Origin of the sequence: Pseudomonas frederiksbergensis, assembly GCF_000802155.2 — a bacterium.
Taxonomy (GTDB): domain Bacteria; phylum Pseudomonadota; class Gammaproteobacteria; order Pseudomonadales; family Pseudomonadaceae; genus Aquipseudomonas; species Aquipseudomonas frederiksbergensis_A.
In genome coordinates this window covers 301955-319874 of the sequence record NZ_JQGJ02000004.1, presented here as the reverse complement: position 1 = coordinate 319874, position 17920 = coordinate 301955, and the positions used below count along the sequence as shown (strand labels likewise).

15 protein-coding genes and 2 pseudogenes are annotated in these 17920 nt (G+C 60.4%); 16 read left to right on the top strand and 1 reads right to left on the bottom strand.

The window, feature by feature from the left end; translation table 11 throughout:
* Positions 1-66: 66 nt before the first annotated feature.
* Positions 67-759: an alpha/beta family hydrolase gene (locus JZ00_RS10020; RefSeq protein ID WP_039589064.1), complete on the bottom strand. Its 693-nt coding sequence runs from the start codon at positions 757-759 to the stop codon at positions 67-69.
* Positions 760-853: 94 nt separating this feature from the next.
* On the opposite strand from JZ00_RS10020, the gene ccoN (JZ00_RS10015) reads away from it, so the two are divergent.
* From ccoN (JZ00_RS10015) to JZ00_RS09945, 16 genes and pseudogenes are all read left to right on the top strand, one after another.
* Positions 854-2278 carry a cytochrome-c oxidase, cbb3-type subunit I gene (gene ccoN / locus JZ00_RS10015; protein ID WP_039589063.1) on the top strand — a complete coding sequence of 475 codons (1425 nt, stop codon included), beginning with the start codon at positions 854-856 and terminating at the stop codon, positions 2276-2278.
* Positions 2279-2288: 10 nt separating this feature from the next.
* Complete coding sequence (ccoO, locus tag JZ00_RS10010) at positions 2289-2897, top strand: cytochrome-c oxidase, cbb3-type subunit II (RefSeq protein WP_003183469.1); 609 nt, start codon at positions 2289-2291, stop codon at positions 2895-2897.
* 3 nt (positions 2898-2900) lie between these two features.
* Entirely contained in the window at positions 2901-3101 is a 201-nt protein-coding gene (locus tag JZ00_RS10005; protein WP_039589062.1) for a cbb3-type cytochrome oxidase subunit 3, read from the top strand.
* Positions 3098-4051 carry a cytochrome-c oxidase, cbb3-type subunit III gene (gene ccoP, locus JZ00_RS10000; protein WP_039589061.1) on the top strand — a complete coding sequence of 318 codons (954 nt, stop codon included), beginning with the start codon at positions 3098-3100 and terminating at the stop codon, positions 4049-4051. The genes JZ00_RS10005 and ccoP (JZ00_RS10000) overlap by 4 nt, the downstream gene beginning before the upstream one ends.
* A gap of 482 nt (positions 4052-4533) precedes the next feature.
* A complete protein-coding gene (gene ccoN, locus JZ00_RS09995; RefSeq protein ID WP_039589060.1) occupies positions 4534-5976 on the top strand; it encodes a cytochrome-c oxidase, cbb3-type subunit I in 1443 nt (480 codons plus the stop codon).
* Positions 5976-6584 carry a cytochrome-c oxidase, cbb3-type subunit II gene (ccoO, locus tag JZ00_RS09990; RefSeq protein WP_039589059.1) on the top strand — a complete coding sequence of 203 codons (609 nt, stop codon included), beginning with the start codon at positions 5976-5978 and terminating at the stop codon, positions 6582-6584. The genes ccoN (JZ00_RS09995) and ccoO (JZ00_RS09990) overlap by 1 nt, the downstream gene beginning before the upstream one ends.
* A 5-nt stretch (positions 6585-6589) precedes the next feature.
* Complete coding sequence (locus JZ00_RS09985; protein WP_003183474.1) at positions 6590-6775, top strand: CcoQ/FixQ family Cbb3-type cytochrome c oxidase assembly chaperone; 186 nt, start codon at positions 6590-6592, stop codon at positions 6773-6775.
* On the top strand, positions 6772-7755 hold the full coding sequence (gene ccoP, locus JZ00_RS09980) for a cytochrome-c oxidase, cbb3-type subunit III (RefSeq protein ID WP_039589058.1): 984 nt from the start codon (positions 6772-6774) through the stop codon (positions 7753-7755). The genes JZ00_RS09985 and ccoP (JZ00_RS09980) overlap by 4 nt, the downstream gene beginning before the upstream one ends.
* Before the next feature lie 59 nt (positions 7756-7814).
* Positions 7815-7913, top strand: a pseudogene (locus tag JZ00_RS30115) (VapC toxin family PIN domain ribonuclease); the annotation flags it as partial.
* Positions 7914-8008: 95 nt separating this feature from the next.
* Complete coding sequence (locus JZ00_RS09975) at positions 8009-12403, top strand: RHS repeat-associated core domain-containing protein (RefSeq protein ID WP_039589057.1); 4395 nt, start codon at positions 8009-8011, stop codon at positions 12401-12403.
* 13 nt (positions 12404-12416) lie between these two features.
* Positions 12417-12890, top strand: coding sequence for an SMI1/KNR4 family protein (locus JZ00_RS09970; RefSeq protein WP_039589056.1), 474 nt, complete (start codon positions 12417-12419; stop codon positions 12888-12890).
* A 208-nt stretch (positions 12891-13098) separates the two neighbouring features.
* Positions 13099-14760, top strand: a pseudogene (locus JZ00_RS09965) (HNH endonuclease signature motif containing protein); the annotation flags it as partial.
* On the top strand, positions 14751-15161 hold the full coding sequence (locus tag JZ00_RS09960) for an SMI1/KNR4 family protein (protein WP_039589055.1): 411 nt from the start codon (positions 14751-14753) through the stop codon (positions 15159-15161). The pseudogene JZ00_RS09965 and the gene JZ00_RS09960, both read left to right, overlap by 10 nt.
* Positions 15162-15463: 302 nt before the next feature.
* Positions 15464-15778 carry a hypothetical protein gene (locus JZ00_RS30105; RefSeq protein ID WP_235433070.1) on the top strand — a complete coding sequence of 105 codons (315 nt, stop codon included), beginning with the start codon at positions 15464-15466 and terminating at the stop codon, positions 15776-15778.
* Positions 15779-15955: 177 nt separating this feature from the next.
* Positions 15956-17371 carry a cytochrome c oxidase accessory protein CcoG gene (gene ccoG / locus JZ00_RS09950; RefSeq protein ID WP_039589053.1) on the top strand — a complete coding sequence of 472 codons (1416 nt, stop codon included), beginning with the start codon at positions 15956-15958 and terminating at the stop codon, positions 17369-17371.
* 11 nt (positions 17372-17382) lie between these two features.
* Positions 17383-17919, top strand: a complete 537-nt coding sequence (locus tag JZ00_RS09945; RefSeq protein WP_039589405.1) for a FixH family protein — start codon at positions 17383-17385, stop codon at positions 17917-17919.
* Position 17920 lies beyond the last annotated feature (1 nt).

Genomic DNA, 17920 nt, shown 5'->3' with positions numbered 1-17920 from the left:
CAGCCTGCAAACAAAAAACCCGGACAGCGAGAGCTCCCGGGTTTTTTATTGGCGGACAGGCCGCTATCAATCTTGAACCAGAAACCCGGCCACTCGCCGCGCCGCCGTCTCCAGATGCGCCTCATGACTGAACCCTGAAGCCTTCAATGGCTTCAGGTCATGATCCCCTGCCTCCAGCCATGACACCTCGATACTTGGCGATAGCCCATAGGCTCCGACCGCCTCCCGACTACCCAACGCATCCCGCTCACCCTGAACGATCAAGGTTCGAGTCTTCAATCCGGCCAGGTGCTCGACCCGCGGTTTCTCCGGCTTGCCCACCGCGTAGAACGGATAGCCCAGGCACACCAGCGCATCGGTGCCCAGCTCATCGGCCAGCAGGCTCGCCATGCGCCCGCCCATGGATTTGCCGCCAATGGCCAGCCGCCCAGCGACATAAGGCCGCACCGTGGCGTACACCTCTCGCCAACATTCCAACAATTTCGGTGCGGGATTGGGTGGACGTCTACCCCCGTCCAGGCGCCGCTGGGCCATGTAGGGAAACTCGAAACGCAACACATTGACGCCATGCGCGGCAAGGCGCGCGGCCATTTCTTCCATGAATCCGCTGTCCATCGGCGCACCGGCACCATGGGCCAGGATCAAGGTCGGCGGCTCGGCGCCGGCGTCCGGTTTCGCGGCTGTCCATAACCAGCCGTGATTGGCCACACATCGCGCCCATTGATCCCCGTCAATACTGGCCTTGTGCTGTTTGTCCATGCTTGCCTCGCTTTTAGTCTGCCTATAACTCCAGGCGAAGACGCCGCACTGCCTTGCGCAGGCGCTACTTCGGCTGAACCGTGGATGGGGAACCATGAACACTTCTATCAGTACCGCCTACAACTACAAGGTGGTCCGCCAATTCGCCATTATGACGGTGGTGTGGGGCATCGTCGGCATGGGGCTCGGGGTTTTTCTCGCCGCCCAATTGGTCTGGCCACAGCTCAATTTCGATTTGCCCTGGACCAGCTTCGGCCGCCTGCGTCCGCTGCACACCAACGCGGTGATCTTCGCCTTCGGTGGCTGCGCCCTGTTCGCCAGTTCGTTCTACTCGGTGCAACGCACCTGCCAGACCCAGCTGTTTGCGCCGAAACTCGCCGCGTTCTGCTTCTGGGGCTGGCAACTGGTGATCCTGCTGGCGGCCATCAGCCTGCCGCTGGGCTACACCAGTTCCAAGGAGTACGCCGAACTGGAATGGCCGATCGACATCCTGATCACCATCGTCTGGGTGGCCTACGCCATCGTGTTCTTCGGCACCGTGGCCAAGCGCAACACCAAGCACATCTACGTCGGTAACTGGTTCTTCGGCGGGTTCATCCTGACCGTGGCGATCCTGCACATCGTCAACAACCTGGAACTGCCGGTGAGCTTCACCAAATCCTACTCGGTGTACGCCGGGGCCACGGATGCGATGGTGCAATGGTGGTACGGTCATAACGCCGTGGGCTTCTTCCTCACCGCAGGCTTCCTGGGGATGATGTATTACTTCGTGCCGAAACAGGCCGAACGTCCGGTGTATTCCTATCGCCTGTCCATCGTGCACTTCTGGGCACTGATCACCCTGTACATCTGGGCCGGCCCGCACCACCTGCACTACACCGCGCTGCCGGATTGGGCGCAGTCGTTGGGCATGGTGATGTCGCTGATCCTGCTGGCGCCGAGCTGGGGCGGCATGATCAACGGCATGATGACCCTCTCGGGCGCCTGGCATAAGTTGCGCAGCGACCCGATCCTGCGGTTCCTGGTGGTGTCCCTGGCGTTCTACGGCATGTCGACCTTCGAAGGTCCGATGATGGCGATCAAGACCGTCAACGCCCTCTCCCACTACACCGACTGGACCATCGGCCACGTACACGCCGGCGCGCTCGGCTGGGTGGCGATGATTTCCATCGGTGCGCTGTACCACATGATTCCGAAGGTCTTCGGTCGCACGCAGATGCACAGCATCGGCCTGATCAACGCGCATTTCTGGCTCGCGACCATCGGCACCGTGCTCTACATCGCCTCGATGTGGGTCAACGGCATCGCCCAGGGCCTGATGTGGCGTGCAGTGAACGAGGACGGCACGCTCACTTACTCCTTCGTCGAAACCCTGGTGGCCAGCCACCCTGGCTTCATCGTGCGGCTGGCGGGTGGGGCGATTTTCCTCCTCGGCATGCTGCTGATGGCCTACAACACCTGGCGCACCGTGCGGGCCTACCAGCCTGCCGAAGCCGCCGCTGCCGCGCAGATGGCCTGAGGAGTCCGCCATGAAACACGAAACAATCGAAAAAAACGTCGGCCTGCTGATGCTGTTGATGGTCCTGGCCGTGAGCATCGGCGGCCTGACCCAGATCGTGCCGCTGTTCTTCCAGGACGTGACCAACAAGCCGGTGGATGGCATGAAGCCCTACACCGCCCTGCAATTGGAAGGCCGCGACATCTACATCCGTGAAGGCTGCGTCGGCTGCCACTCGCAGATGATCCGTCCGTTTCGCGCCGAGACCGAACGTTATGGCCACTACTCGGTGGCCGGTGAAAGCGTCTGGGATCACCCGTTCCTGTGGGGCTCCAAGCGCACCGGCCCGGATCTGGCCCGCGTCGGCGCGCGCTACTCCGATGACTGGCACCGCGCCCACTTGTACAACCCGCGCAACGTCGTGCCCGAGTCGAAAATGCCGGCCTACCCATGGTTGGTCACCCAAGCGGTCGACAGCAGCCACACCGAAGGCAAGCTGCGCGCCATGCGCACCCTCGGCGTGCCGTACACCGATGACGATATCGCGGGCAGCGTGGCCTCGCTCAAGGGCAAGACCGAAATGGACGCGCTGGTGGCCTACCTGCAAGTGCTCGGCACTGCCATCAAGAGCAAGAGGTGAGCCATGGTGTTTGAAATGAGTACTGGAATGATCCGCGGCCTGGGCACCGTCGTGGTGTTCATCGCCTTCATCGGCTTGGTCCTGTGGGTGTTCAGCAGCAAGCGCGGCCCGGAATTCGCCCAGGCACGCCTGCTGCCGTTCGCCGACGAACCGCCTGCTGACATGACCCCCCAAGACCCTGCACCAAGGAGTACCCGGCCATGACCACTTTCTGGAGTACGTGGATCTGCGTACTGACCATTGGCAGCCTCATCGGCCTGACCTGGCTGCTGATCGGCACCCGCAAGGGCGAGACCAAGGGTAGCGTCGACCAGACCATGGGCCACAGCTTCGATGGCATCGAGGAATACGACAACCCGCTGCCACAATGGTGGTTCCTGCTGTTTGCCGGCACCCTGGTATTTTCTGTCGGCTACCTGGTCCTCTACCCAGGCCTGGGCAACTGGAAAGGGATCCTGCCCGGCTATGAAAATGGTTGGACCGGCGCCCACGAATGGGAAAAGGAAATGGCCAAGGCCGACGCCAGGTTCGGGCCGATCTTCGCCAAGTTCTCGGCGATGCCGGTGGAAGAAGTCGCCAAGGATCCGCAGGCCTTGAAAATGGGCAGCCGCTTGTTCGCATCCAACTGCTCGGTCTGCCATGGCTCGGACGCCAAGGGCGCCTTCGGCTTCCCGAACCTGGCTGACAGCACCTGGCGCTGGGGCGGTAATGCCGAGACCATCAAGGCGACCATCATGGGGGGTCGCATGGCGGCGATGCCGGCCTGGGGCGAAGTGCTGGGAGACGCCGGGGTCAAGAACGTTGCGGCCTATGTACGTCACGATCTGGCCGGCCTGCCCTTGCCTGCCGACAGCGGTGCCGACCTGCAAGCCGGCCAGCAAGCGTTCAACGCCACTTGCGTCGCCTGCCACGGTGCCAACGGCCAGGGCACCGAAGCCATGGGCGCGCCAAACCTGACGCAACCGGCCGGCTTCATCTATGGCACCAGTCTGGCCCAACTGCAACAGACCATTCGCCATGGCCGCCAGGGCCATATGCCTGCGCAGAATGAACTGCTCGGCAATGACAAGGTGCAACTGCTCGCCGCTTACGTCTACAGCCTGTCCCACGGCGCCGGTACCGAGCGCCTGCAAGCCGAAAACAAAAGCGAATAAATCCTGACCACACGAACAGCCGCTTTCATCCGCAAGCGGCTGTTTCGTACCCCTGCGCGACGCATTGTCGCACCCCTCCCATAGTCTTCCTTTCGGTTCTCTGGAATCGGGTCTAAGCTTGCCTTTGCGTGCACTGGCGACTGCCGGTTTCAGGTCGATCCGACCCGATGCGTTCGACAATCGTTCGTTCAAAAGGCCGCAAACGCAGGTGAATACCGGCTATTGCGACAGTTGCCTGGCATCCCCCGAACGCCATGTTTGAACACACCCCGTTACAACCGACCTGACCCCCTCGCCTCCTTCCTTTGTCGCGACATTTTGCCGTGGGCCAATTTTGTCCCTACACAGAACATGGAAAGGCCGCAGAATCAGCTTTGGAAAGCATTGACCCAGGTCATGGCGCGTTGCAATGACCCCCCGCTTTCTCCATACTTGCGACCGATTTTTATCCTAATAAAACACCCAAACCGTGGAACCTTAGAATGAGCACAGCAATCAGTCCGACTGCTTATAACTATAAGGTAGTCCGCCAGTTCGCCATCATGACGGTGGTCTGGGGGATCCTTGGCATGGGGCTCGGTGTCTTCATCGCCTCGCAACTGGTCTGGCCGGAGTTGAACTTCGATCTGCCATGGACGACATTTGGACGCCTGCGCCCGCTGCACACCAACCTGGTGATCTTCGCCTTCGGTGGTTGTGCGTTGTTTGCCACTTCTTACTATGTCGTGCAGCGAACCTGCCAGACGCGACTGATTTCCGACAGCCTCGCCGCCTTCACCTTCTGGGGTTGGCAAGCGGTGATCGTCGGCGCGATCGTGACCTTGCCAATGGGTTTCACCACCACCAAGGAATACGCGGAACTGGAATGGCCCCTGGCTATCCTGCTGGCGATCGTCTGGGTGACCTACGGTTTGGTGTTCTTTGGCACGATCGTCAAGCGCAAGACCAAGCACATCTACGTCGGTAACTGGTTCTACGGTGCTTTCATCGTCGTGACCGCCATGTTGCACATCGTCAACCACGCGTCCCTGCCGGTCAGCTTCTTCAAGTCGTACTCGGCCTATTCGGGCGCGACCGATGCGATGATCCAGTGGTGGTACGGCCACAACGCCGTGGGTTTCTTCCTGACCACCGGCTTTTTGGGGATGATGTACTACTTCGTGCCGAAACAGGCCGAGCGTCCGATCTATTCCTATCGCCTGTCCATCGTGCACTTCTGGGCGTTGATCACCCTGTACATCTGGGCCGGTCCGCACCACCTGCACTACACCGCGTTGCCGGACTGGGCACAGTCGCTGGGCATGGCGATGTCGATCATCCTGCTGGCGCCAAGCTGGGGCGGCATGATCAACGGCATGATGACCCTGTCGGGCGCCTGGCATAAGCTGCGCACCGACCCGATCCTGCGCTTCCTTGTGGTATCGCTGGCGTTCTATGGCATGTCGACCTTCGAAGGCCCGATGATGGCCATCAAGACCGTCAACTCCCTGAGCCACTACACCGACTGGACCATCGGCCACGTACACGCCGGTGCACTCGGCTGGGTCGCGATGATTTCCATCGGCGCCATCTACCACATGATCCCGAAACTGTTCGGCCGTACGCAGATGCACAGCACCGGCCTGATCAACGCGCACTTCTGGCTCGCGACCATCGGCACCGTGCTCTACATCGCCTCGATGTGGGTCAACGGCATCACCCAGGGCCTGATGTGGCGCGCCATCAACGACGACGGCACCCTCACCTACTCGTTCGTCGAAGCGCTGCAAGCCAGCCACCCGGGCTTCATTGTCCGTGCCCTGGGCGGCGCGTTCTTCGCCAGCGGCATGCTGCTCATGGCCTACAACGTGTATCGCACCGTTCGTGCCTCTGACCCGGCTGAAGCTGAAGCCGCCGCCAAGATCGCCGTAGTTGGAGCTCACTGATGAAGCACGAAGCAGTAGAGAAGAATATCGGCCTGCTGGCCTTCTTCATGGTCATCGCCGTGAGCATCGGCGGCCTGACCCAGATCGTTCCGCTGTTCTTCCAGGACGTGACCAACAAGCCGGTCGAAGGCATGAAGCCACGCACCGCCCTTGAACTGGAAGGGCGCGACGTCTACATCGCCAACGGTTGTGTCGGCTGCCACTCGCAGATGATCCGTCCGTTCCGCGCCGAGACCGAACGCTACGGCCACTACTCGGTCGCCGGCGAAAGCGTCTGGGACCATCCGTTCCTGTGGGGTTCCAAGCGTACCGGTCCGGACCTGGCCCGTGTTGGCGGCCGCTACTCCGACGACTGGCAGCGTGCGCACTTGTACAACCCGCGCAACGTCGTGCCTGAGTCGAAAATGCCGGCCTACCCGTTCCTCGTAGAAAACAAGCTCGACGGCAAAGACACCGCCAAGAAAATGGAAGTCCTGCGCTCCCTGGGCGTTCCCTACACCGACGAAGACATCGCCGGTGCCCGGGATGCCGTCAAGGGCAAGACTGAAATGGACGCGCTGGTGGCCTATCTGCAAGGCCTGGGCACCATCATCAAAAGCAAACGGTGATCTGGATGGATATCGGGATGATTCGTGGCTTGGGCACCGTCGTCGTGATGGTGGCCTTTATTGGCCTGGCCCTTTGGGTGTTCAGCCCCAAGCGCAAGTCGGAGTTTGACGACGCGACCTTGCTGCCGTTCGCGGATGATCCCGAAGCCATCAAGCACGTCGAGCAAGCTTCTAGGAGTAACAAAGAATGACTACGTTCTGGAGTCTGTACGTCACAGTCCTCAGCCTGGGAACGATCTTCGCCCTGACCTGGCTGCTGCTGTCGACCCGCAAGGGCCAGCGCAGCGAAGCCACCGAGGAAACGGTTGGCCACTCCTTCGACGGGATCGAGGAGTACGACAACCCCCTGCCGAAATGGTGGTTCATGCTGTTCGTGGGCACCATCATTTTCGCCCTCGGCTACTTGGTGCTCTACCCTGGCCTGGGCAACTGGAAAGGCCTGCTGCCAGGCTATAACTACCTGGACACCGAAAAGCAGACCGCCTTCGCCAACGGCCAGACCGGCTGGACCGGTGTGCACGAGTGGGAAAAGGAAATGGCCCGTTCGGATGCCAAGTTCGGCCCGATCTTCGCCAAGTTCGCTTCCATGCCGATCGAAGAAGTCGCCAAGGATCCGCAAGCCCTGAAAATGGGTGGCCGCCTGTTCGCCTCCAACTGCTCGGTCTGCCACGGTTCCGACGCCAAGGGTGCCTACGGCTTCCCGAACCTGACCGACGCCGACTGGCGCTGGGGTGGCGAGCCGGAAACCATCAAGACCACCATCATGGGCGGTCGGCATGCCGTCATGCCGGGCTGGGCTGCCGTGGTTGGCGAACAAGGCGTCGCCGACGTGGCCGCCTATGTGGTGACCAGCCTACACGGTCGCAAACTGCCGGAAGGCGCCAAGGCCGATCCGGCCAACGGCCAGAAGCTGTTCGCAGCCAACTGCGTGGCTTGCCACGGTCCAGCCGGCAAAGGCACGCCTGCCATGGGCGCTCCCGACCTGACGCACCCGGCCGGTTTCATCTACGGTTCGAGCTTCGCGCAACTGCAGCAGACCATCCGCTACGGTCGCCAAGGCCAGATGCCGGCCCAGGCCGATCTGCAAGGCAACGACAAGGTGCACCTGTTGGCCGCCTACGTCTACAGCCTGTCCCACGGCGAAAAGGCTCCGGCCGCTGACGCTCAGTAAGGCCAGTCCCTGCTACACGAAAGGCCCCGCCAATCCGATTGGCGGGGCCTTTTTCATAGGCCTTCGCCGCATTGGTCCACGGACTGACCGTGGTAACTGGCAACGTGACGGATTTTAAAAGCAGCGGCGTGGCATTGCTCAACCCCTGGTCAAGCTGATATCACAGCGGACCGACACTTCACCGCCAGGGAGACAGGCGCAATGAAACGCATCGATCCACTCAAGCACACAGGCACCAGCCTGAGCATCACCGATGTCTGATGCGCTCTGGGCGGCCCGCCTGGGCGACGCGTTGAATCACACCTCGATGATGGCCGACATCCTTGGGGGCGTGCTGGAGGTGGCGGCGAACATCGCGATCACGGCAGTGGCCACCGCCGCGGTAGTCGCGGCCACGGGTATTACGGTAGTCACCGGCGGCCTGGGCTGCTTCGTGCTTGGACTGGTGGTGGGAACAGTGGTCGGCCTGGCCATGAGCAAGACCGGGGCAGACAAGGGGCTGAGCAATATATGCGAGGGCATCGGCAACGCCCTCTTTCCGCCTACGGTGCAGGCGAATATTCTCACCGGCTCCGCCGACACCTTTACCAATAACATCCCATCTGCTCGCGCCGCCGGGGCCATCGAATCCCATGTCGCCCCGGCCGGCACCGAGCTGGAGGCCCCGGAACCTGAAGAAGAGCCCAGCTACCTGGACATGGCCGGGGAGTTCTTCTCGCAGATGTGGCGTCCTACCGTCGCCACTCCGGCACCCGGCGCGGTACCCAAGCCGCAAGACCTAGTCATCTGCATGAAACACCCGCCGATGCCGCCACAGTTCATGGCCGAAGGTTCGGAGAAGGTCACCATCAACGGCCAGCCCGCCGTGCGCAGTGGCGACCGCAGCACCTGCGATGCGACAGTGGTGTCGGCCGGGCTGATTTCGCCCAACGTGACCATCGGCGGCGGATCAGTGGTGGTGCGCGAGATCCGCAGCGGCAAGACCCCGGGCGTAGGCCTGGCGGTTACCGCGTTGCTGATGCTCAAAGGCGGCAAGGGCAAGTTCTTCAGCAAGTTGCCGTGCATGCTGGTGGGCGGCGCGGTGTCCATGGCCGCCAGCAGCGCGGCGAACGCGGCCGCCAACGCCGCCATGGGTTCATCGAACCCGGTGCACGCCGCCACGGGTGCCAAGGTGCTGGGCGGTGACGAAGACCTGGATTTCGTCCTGCCCGGCATCCTGCACATCGACTGGCAACGCGTGTACAACAGCCGCGACGAACGCCGCGACAGTCTGTTCGGGGCCGGCTGGAGCGTCGCCTATGAAGTCCAGGTGCAAATCCAGCCCCACCCCGACGGCGGCGAAACCCTGATCTACACCGACGAACAGGGCCGGCCCATCGACATGGGCTCCATTCCCGTGGGCGGCGCTGTGTTCAGCGCTGGCGAAGGCCTGGCCGTGCGCCGCCATGCGAACGGGCAATTGCTGATCGAAAGCGAAGACGGCCTGTACCGCTTGTTCGAACCTTCGCCAGCGAACCCTTCGCACCTGCGCCTGAGCCAACTGGGTGACCGCAACGACAACCGCATCCACCTCGACTACGACGATGCCGGACACCTGGTGCGACTGCGCGACACCTTCGACTTGGTGCACGTCGAGCTGATCCGCGCAGGCGAACGCGTCACCCACATCGAACGCCTCTACCCCGACCACTCGCGGGAAGTGCTGGTCAGCTACGCCTACGACGCGGCCAACACCCTCGCCGAAGTACGCAACGCCAGCGGCCAGGTGCAACGGCGCTTCCGCTACGACGCCGGGCAACGGATGGTCGAGCACCAATTGCCCACCGGCCTGCACTGCTTCTACGAATGGGCCCTGATCGACGACCAGGAATGGCGCGTGGTCCGGCACTGGACCGACGAAGGCGACGCCTACCAGTTCGACTACGACCTCAAGGCCGGCGTAACCCGCATCAGCGACAGCCTACAACGCGTGAGCATTCGGCACTGGAACAGTCAGCACCAGATCACTCGATACAGCGACAACCTCGGCCAGACCTGGTTGTTCGAATGGAACGATGAGCGCCAGTTGCTCAGCGCCACCGATCCCCAGGGCGGCCAGTATCAATTCAGCTACGACGACGCCGGCAACCTGATCAGCGAAACCGACCCGTTGGGCCGCAGCGAATCCACCCTCTGGCTCGAACACTGGGCCCTGCCGCTGGTGGACACCAACGCCGCCGGCCACAGCTGGAAATACCGCTACGATCAACGCGGCAATTGCACCGCGCAAACCGACCCGCTGGGCCACATCACCCGCTATCGCTATGACGCCCACGGTCAGGTCGTGGAGATCATCGACGCCACCGGCAAAAGCAAAAAGCTGCGCTGGAACCCGTTCGGCCAATTGGTGGAACACGTCGATTGCTCGGGTTACCCGACGCGCTTCAGTTATGACCAGCGGGGCTACTTGCACACCATCACCGACGCCCTCGGCGAGCGCACCCAATTCAGCTACGACACCCAAGGGCGCTTGCTCAGCAGCCAATTGCCGGACGGCCGCACCGAGCACTACCAGCGTGACACCGCCGGCCAACTCACCGGCTACACCGACCCGGCCGGGCACACCACGCGCTACCAACACAACCGCCGCGGCCAGGTCCGCCAACGCACCGACGCCCAAGGCCGGCAGGTGCAGTTCGCCTACGATAGCTTCGGCCGGCTGCAAGCGCTGACCAACGAGAATGGCGAGAGCTACCGGTTTGCCTGGGATGCAGGGGATCGGTTGAGCGAGCAACAAGACCTGGATGGCAGCGCCAAGCGCTACGACTACGACCGCCTCGACAACGTCGCAGCGGTGACGGCGATGCCTGCGCCGTACGGCACGGGCCTGGCGCTCATTCCCGAAACACCGCCGGCGTCCATCGTCCATCGCTTGGAGCGCGACGCCGTGGGCCGGCTGATCGCCAAAAACACCGACGATGGCCGCACCGAATACCGCTACGACCCGCTGGATCAACTCACCGCCGTCACCTTCACCGACCTGCAAGGCAACGCGAAAACCCTGAGCTTTACCTACGACGCCCTCGGCCAGCTGCTCGCCGAAAACGGCGCCGCCGGCAGCCTGCAACACCACTACGACGAACTCGGCAACCTGATCCAGACCCAACTGCCCGATGGCCGCTGGGTCAACCGCCTGTACTACGGCAGCGGCCACCTGCACCAGATCAACCTCGACGGCCAAGTCATCAGCGACTTCGAACGCGACCGCCTGCACCGCGAAGTGCTACGCACCCAAGGCCAGATCAGCACCCGCAGCGAATACGACCGCAGCGGCCGCCTGCGCACGCGACAACGCCGCCACAGCAGTCAACCTTCGCTGCTGCCAGCGGCGGTGCAAAAACATTTCGAGTACGACCCCGCCGATAACCTCATCGGCAAACTCGACCAGCAACCCGCCGCACAACAGCGCCAGCTCCTGCACTACGACGCCACCGGCCGCATCATCGCCAGCCAGGACAGCCTGCACGGCCAGCGCGAAACCTTCACCTACGACGCCGCCGCCAACCTGCTGGACGGCCCAGCGCCCGGCGCCGGGCTGGTGGTGCACAACAAACTGCTGACCTACCAGGACAAGCGCTACCGCTACGACGCCTTCGGCCGGATGATCGAAAAGCGCAGCGCCAAACGCGGCGTGCAACACTTTGCCTATGACGCCGAAAGCCGCTTGATTGAAGTGCGCAACGACAACGGCAGCGTGGTGAAAATGACCTACGACCCGCTGGGCCGGCGCATCGAAAAAACCGAACACGACAGCAATGGTTACCCGCTGGGCGAAACCCGTTTCACCTGGGATGGCCTGCGCCTGTTGCAGGAACATCGCCACCAGCAAACCAGCCTGTACCTCTACGAAGACGACGGCTACGAACCCCTCGCCCGCGTCGACGGCAGCGGCCCGCTGCAAAAAATCCGCTACTACCACAACGACCTCAACGGCCTGCCGGAACAACTCACCGAAGCCGACGGACACAACGTTTGGCAAGCCACGTATCGGGTCTGGGGCAACACGCTGGAAGAGGTGCGCGAGGCTTATTACATTGAGGAGCAGAACCTGCGGTTTCAGGGGCAATACCTGGATCGCGAAACAGGGCTGCATTTCAATACGTTCAGGTTTTATGATCCGGATGTGGGGCGGTTTACTACGCCGGATCCGATTGGGTTGAAAGGTGGGCTCAATCTTTACCAATACGCTCCGAACCCTACCGGTTGGGCGGATCCATGGGGCTGGGCGTTTGCAGGGGTGGACTTCACGGGAAGCAGTGACCTGTTCCCAACAACGGGCTCACAAAAGAATATCGTGACCATCAAGATGCAAGGCGCAAGGGGACGCGACTTCACGCAGGCCTTCAAAGAGGCCGGTATCTCGAAGAAAGCAGCGAAGGACTACACCTGGCACCACGTTGATGACTTCAACCCCAAAACCGGTACAACCACGATGCAGCTCGTTAAAACGACCGCACATGAGGCTACGTTTCCGCATGGTGGTTCAGTCGCGCAATATGAAAAACACTTCAAGGTTAAGTACGAGAGCACTGAGTCAGTCCTTGCGGCCTCCAAAAAAGGTTGGCTGGCCAACAAGATCCCTAAAGCCAAAGCTGGGCGCTGCTCATAAACGGAGATTAACGATGCTTGAAAATACATTCTCAGATGACGAAGCAGCCATCACGCCAGCGGACTTGGATCTTTTAGAGTCCGCTATTGGCAAGAAGCTACCCACACCCTTTAGAAACCATTACCTCAAGTACAACGGCGGCGTACCGGAGCGCACCTACTGGGTCGGCGATGATTTCGACGAGCCACTGGAAGTGGCTGCCTTCAAGCCAATTGCTGGCGCTGACTCCACGGTGCTATCCACCTACCAGTTGATGCTGAAGAAACAGGTACTTCCTGCACACCTCTTACCTTTCGCAAATGACTGGGGTGGCAACTTCTTTTGCCTGAACCTTGATACCGAAGCCGTTAGCTATTTCACGACTGATAGCTTCGATAGCGACCTCAGCCCTGAAGAGAATCAGGCTCAATCCGAAAAGCTGGTCTGCTCGAATTTCCTCCGCTTCGTTCAAGGGCTGATCGATGAGGAAGATTTGGACGAGGAATAAATCAGCGAACGCCACAGGGTGTGATCCGAAACGCAAATCCCGTGGCGAGGGAGCTTGCTCCCGCTGGGTGGCGAAGCCGCCCCAAAACAGGCTGACGCATTCTCCAGAAAAATCGCATCAGCCGGTTTACGACGGCTGCGCCGCCGAGCGGGAGCAAGCTCCCTCGCCACGGATCGTCTACACCTCAAAAGCAGGCGTGTAACCCGCCTTCACCAACCTGCAAGGCAGCGCGCAAACCCTGAGCTTCGCCTACGATGCCCTCGGCCAGTTGCTCGCCGAAAACAGCGCCGTCGGCAGCCTGCAACACCACTACGACGAACTCGGCAACCTGATCCAGACCCAACTGCCCGATGGCCGCTGGGTCAACCGCCTGTACTACGGCAGCGGCCACCTGCACCAGATCAACCTCGACGGCCAAGTCATCAGCGACTTCGAACGCGGCCGCCTGCACCGCGAAGTGCTACGCACCCAAGGCCAGATCAGCACCCGCAGCGAATACGACCGCAGCGGCCGCCTGCGCACGCGACAACGCCGCCACAGCAGCCAACCTTCGCTGCTGCCAGCGGCCGTGCAAAAACATTTCGAGTACGACCCCGCCGACAACCTCATCGGCAAACTCGACCAACAACCCGCCGCACAACAGCGCCAGCTTCTGCACTACGACGCCACCGGCCGCATCATCGCCAGCCAGGACAGCCTGCACGGCCAGCGCGAAACCTTCACCTACGACGCCGCCGCCAACCTGCTGGACGGCCCAGCGCCCGGCGCCGGGCTGGTGGTGCACAACAAACTGCTGACCTACCAGGACAAGCGCTACCGCTACGACGCCTTCGGCCGGATGATCGAAAAGCGCAGCGCCAAACGCGGCGTGCAACACTTTACCTATGACGCCGAAAGCCGCTTGATTGAAGTGCGCAACGACAACGGCAGCGTGGTGAAAATGGCCTACGACCCGCTGGGCCGGCGCATCGAAAAAACCGAACACGACAGCAATGGTTACCCGCTGGGCGAAACCCGTTTCACCTGGGACGGCCTGCGCTTATTGCAGGAAAGTCGGTACAACCAGACCAGCCTTTATCTTTATACGGATAACACCTACGAACCCCTTGCGCGGATCGATGGATACGGCGCGCATCAAAAAGTCCGTTATTACCACAACGACCTGAACGGCCTGCCAGAACAACTCACAGAAGCCGACGGGCGTAGCGTCTGGCAAGCTCGCTTTGAGCTGTGGGGTAATCCCCTTCAGGAAATTCGTGAACCCTACTTCATCGAAGAGCAAAACCTGAGGTTCCAAGGACAGTACCTCGATCGAGAAATTGGGCTGCACTACAACGTTCTCAGGTTTTACGATCCCGACGTGGGTCGCTTCACTACGCCCGACCCAATAGGCTTGGCCGGGGGCGTTAATTTTTATGCCTATGCGCCCAACCCTATCGGCTATGCAGACCCTCTAGGCCTAGCAGTCGACCCGCTGATAAAACTGAAAGACCGTGGGTACACAGGCGTCACGAAGACACCCGGTGGAGGTCTCGACTATTCTGAAAGTAACGCGCTATACAACAAAAAACCCGGCGTGAACCCAATCGTTAGAATTGAATACACCGGGGACTACGGGAAAGACTTCGAGGCCGCAAACAAGGCGGCCAACTTGAGTCAAAAAACTACGCCGTCCGGTCATGTATGGCACCACCTGGAAGATTACGATCCCAAGACCAACACAGGCACGATGCATCTCATCAAGCAAAACGCCCACAATGGCATAAGCCATAACGGCGGCGTAGCTCAATACAAAGCAGCTAGAGGCAAGGCCTATACCCACCCAGCTCGTTTCAAGAGCAGAACAAAAGGAGTATCCAAATGCGGCTGACCCTCGAAGAATCCGAACGCGCCCTCTCTGTGCAAGAGTTGAATGAGTTCCAAGAAAAATTCAATGTGGAATTACCGACAGCCTTTAGGCAATTTTATCTAAAGCACAACGGCGGCGATTTGTCTGAGAGCAGTAGCGAGAATGATTTCTTGCTGGGTGGATTCACGCCGATCAAATACGGACAAGCCCCTATCGAAACGGTCTATCGCGACTTGACGGACGACGTTCCGTCGTTAAAGCAAATGATCCCCTTTGCATACGATCAGGGTGGTAACTCCTTCCTCTTGTCCGTTAAGGAAGCTGACTTCGGAAATATTTACCTGTACTTGATGGATGAAGAGGATCTGGCGTTCGTATGCGAATCATTTGAGGAGTTCCTTGCTGAACTCACGGGCCAATAGAGCCATGCGGCACAGATTGCGCTACCGATTACAGCCTCGTGCCCGCACTGAAAGAAGATCTGAAGCTTTCGAAAAACCGCGACGTCATTGAGAAATACGAGCTCACCAATATGTGGGGGATGAAGACTTGAGCGACAGGCTGTGCCGCTATTTCGATACGGGCATTAACCGCGACGATCTGAAGTTTGAAGTCTTCCCAGGGCTTTGGCCGGATCGTGAGAGCCTAAGGCCGTTAACCTGCCGCTTACCTGTGCCGCTTAGATAGACCGGCGGCGTGAGCGGGCTTTAAGGCATTCAAGACCATGATCTTAAAAGAAATCTACCTGTACCCCGACTTGGGCGAATTCAGCGACGAAATTATTCATCCGTTTCGCGACCAAAGTCGATCGATCTGCAATTTTCTCGAGCGCCACCGGGGTGCAGAAAAATTCGAAACGCCGAATTTCAAGAAGATCTGCTTTGTCGGCACCCGCCAAGCCGTCAATGAGCCCTGTGTAAATTCCAGCGGCGCGCTCATCGTCAATGTCATGGCGAGGGAGCTTGCTCCCGCTGGGCGGCAAAGCCGCCCCAGCCATCCAGCACCCCGCCAACGCCATGCGGTGTCTATAGTCAATTGATCCAGGTCAAGACTTGTTACATCCGCTACACCATTCGGCCCAGACACCCAACGCGACCAAAGGTCGCACCCTTGGACCAGAGCGACAGGCGTATCATTGCGCCACCGCAACACCCTTTTTGACCGTGGTCGGCACGTACTGGCCTCGGCATTTTTCCACTGCCGTGGGATGCAATTGATGAGCAACCAGATTCCGGTACATGACGTTACCCCGCCTGCCAAGGACGCCAACAAAAGCGTCGACCTGTATGCCTCTCGGGAAAAAATCTACACCCGTGCCTTCACTGGCCTGTTCCGCAACCTGCGAATGGTCGGTGGGGCGTTCCTGTTCCTGCTGTATTTCGGCACGGTCTGGCTGAATTGGGGCGGTCACCAGGCTGTCTGGTGGAACCTGCCGGAACGCAAATTCTTTATTTTTGGCGCGACTTTCTGGCCCCAGGATTTCATCCTGCTGTCGGGGATGTTGATCATCGCCGCCTTCGGCCTGTTTTTCATCACGGTGTATGCCGGTCGGGTCTGGTGCGGCTACACCTGCCCGCAAAGCGTCTGGACCTGGATCTACATGTGGTGCGAAAAGGTCACCGAAGGCGACCGCAACCAGCGCATCAAGCTCGACAAGGCGCCCATGAGCGCCAACAAGTTCCTGCGCAAATTCGCCAAGCACAGCCTCTGGCTGCTGATCGGCTTCGTTACCGGCATGACCTTCGTCGGTTACTTCACGCCGATCCGCGAGCTGGTCTTCGAGTTCTTCACCGGCCAGGCCGATGGCTGGTCTTATTTCTGGGTCGGCTTCTTCACCCTCGCCACCTACGGCAATGCCGGCTGGCTGCGTGAACAAGTGTGTATCTACATGTGCCCTTACGCCCGATTCCAGAGCGTGATGTTCGACAAGGACACCCTGATCGTTTCCTATGATCCGCGTCGCGGTGAAAGCCGTGGCCCGCGCAAGAAAGGCATCGACTACAAGGCGCTCGGCCTCGGCGATTGCATCGACTGCACCATGTGCGTCCAGGTCTGCCCCACCGGAATCGACATCCGCGACGGTTTGCAGATCGAATGCATCGGCTGCGCAGCCTGCATCGATGCCTGCGACAACATCATGGACAAGATGGATTATCCGCGCGGCCTGATCAGCTACACCACCGAACACAACCTTTCGGGGCAGAAAACCCATAAACTGCGCCCGCGCCTGATCGGTTATGCCCTGGTGCTGCTGGCGATGGTCAGCTTGCTGGTCACGGCGTTCTTCATGCGTTCGCTGGTGGGTTTCGACGTCAGCAAGGACCGCGTGCTGTATCGCGAAAACGCCGAAGGCCGGATCGAGAACGTCTACAGCCTGAAGATCATGAACAAGGACCAGCGCGACCATACGTACGTCCTCGAAGCCGCCGGCCTGCCTGATCTCAAGCTTCAAGGCCGACGGGAAATCAAGGTCGCCGCGGGTGAGATCTACAGCCAGCCGGTCGAGCTGTCCAGCGCGCCGGAGCAACTGCCATCGAGCACCAACGAGGTGATCTTCATCCTCAAGGATGCCGATGACGAAAGCGTTCACGTTGAAGCCAAGAGCCGGTTCATCGGCCCCCAGACTCGTTGAGAGAAATGAACATGCCTGCAGCAACCGCCACCAGCCCTTGGTACAAGCACCTCTGGCCGTGGATCATTATCGGGATCCTTGCCTGCTCGGTAACGCTGAGCCTGACCATGGTGACCATCGCGGTAAACAACCCGGATAACCTGGTCAACGACAACTATTACGAAGCCGGCAAGGGTATCAACCGCTCCCTGGAGCGCGAGCTGCTGGCCCAGACCCTGCAACTGCATGCCAACGTGCAGTTGGACGACCTCACCGGCGAAGTGAACCTGCGCCTGGACGGCAACAGCCGCCCCCAGACCCTGGAACTGAGCCTGATCTCGCCGACCCAGCCGGAGAAGGACCGCAAGATTGTCCTGACCCGCAACGACAGCGAACCTGGGCGCTACGTCGGCCAGTTGGCGGACAAGGTCGAAGGACGCCGGTTCGTCGAGTTGCTGGGCGTGGAGAACGACAAGACCTGGCGTTTGTTCGAGGAAGAGCAGATCAACCACGACCAGGCCATCCTGCTCGGCGACGAGCCGCTGCAAGGCGCTGAAGACCTGAAATAAG

Excerpts from the sequence above, each read along its gene's own strand:
- JZ00_RS10020 (WP_039589064.1), bottom strand. The coding sequence starts at position 759 with ATGGACAAACAGCACAAGGCCAGTATTGACGGGGATCAATGGGCGCGA.
- ccoN (WP_039589063.1), top strand. The coding sequence starts at position 854 with ATGAACACTTCTATCAGTACCGCCTACAACTACAAGGTGGTCCGCCAA.
- ccoO (WP_003183469.1), top strand. The coding sequence starts at position 2,289 with ATGAAACACGAAACAATCGAAAAAAACGTCGGCCTGCTGATGCTGTTG.
- JZ00_RS10005 (WP_039589062.1), top strand. The coding sequence starts at position 2,901 with ATGGTGTTTGAAATGAGTACTGGAATGATCCGCGGCCTGGGCACCGTC.
- ccoP (WP_039589061.1), top strand. The coding sequence starts at position 3,098 with ATGACCACTTTCTGGAGTACGTGGATCTGCGTACTGACCATTGGCAGC.
- ccoN (WP_039589060.1), top strand. The coding sequence starts at position 4,534 with ATGAGCACAGCAATCAGTCCGACTGCTTATAACTATAAGGTAGTCCGC.
- ccoO (WP_039589059.1), top strand. The coding sequence starts at position 5,976 with ATGAAGCACGAAGCAGTAGAGAAGAATATCGGCCTGCTGGCCTTCTTC.
- JZ00_RS09985 (WP_003183474.1), top strand. The coding sequence starts at position 6,590 with ATGGATATCGGGATGATTCGTGGCTTGGGCACCGTCGTCGTGATGGTG.
- ccoP (WP_039589058.1), top strand. The coding sequence starts at position 6,772 with ATGACTACGTTCTGGAGTCTGTACGTCACAGTCCTCAGCCTGGGAACG.
- JZ00_RS09975 (WP_039589057.1), top strand. The coding sequence starts at position 8,009 with ATGTCTGATGCGCTCTGGGCGGCCCGCCTGGGCGACGCGTTGAATCAC.
- JZ00_RS09970 (WP_039589056.1), top strand. The coding sequence starts at position 12,417 with ATGCTTGAAAATACATTCTCAGATGACGAAGCAGCCATCACGCCAGCG.
- JZ00_RS09960 (WP_039589055.1), top strand. The coding sequence starts at position 14,751 with ATGCGGCTGACCCTCGAAGAATCCGAACGCGCCCTCTCTGTGCAAGAG.
- JZ00_RS30105 (WP_235433070.1), top strand. The coding sequence starts at position 15,464 with ATGATCTTAAAAGAAATCTACCTGTACCCCGACTTGGGCGAATTCAGC.
- ccoG (WP_039589053.1), top strand. The coding sequence starts at position 15,956 with ATGAGCAACCAGATTCCGGTACATGACGTTACCCCGCCTGCCAAGGAC.
- JZ00_RS09945 (WP_039589405.1), top strand. The coding sequence starts at position 17,383 with ATGCCTGCAGCAACCGCCACCAGCCCTTGGTACAAGCACCTCTGGCCG.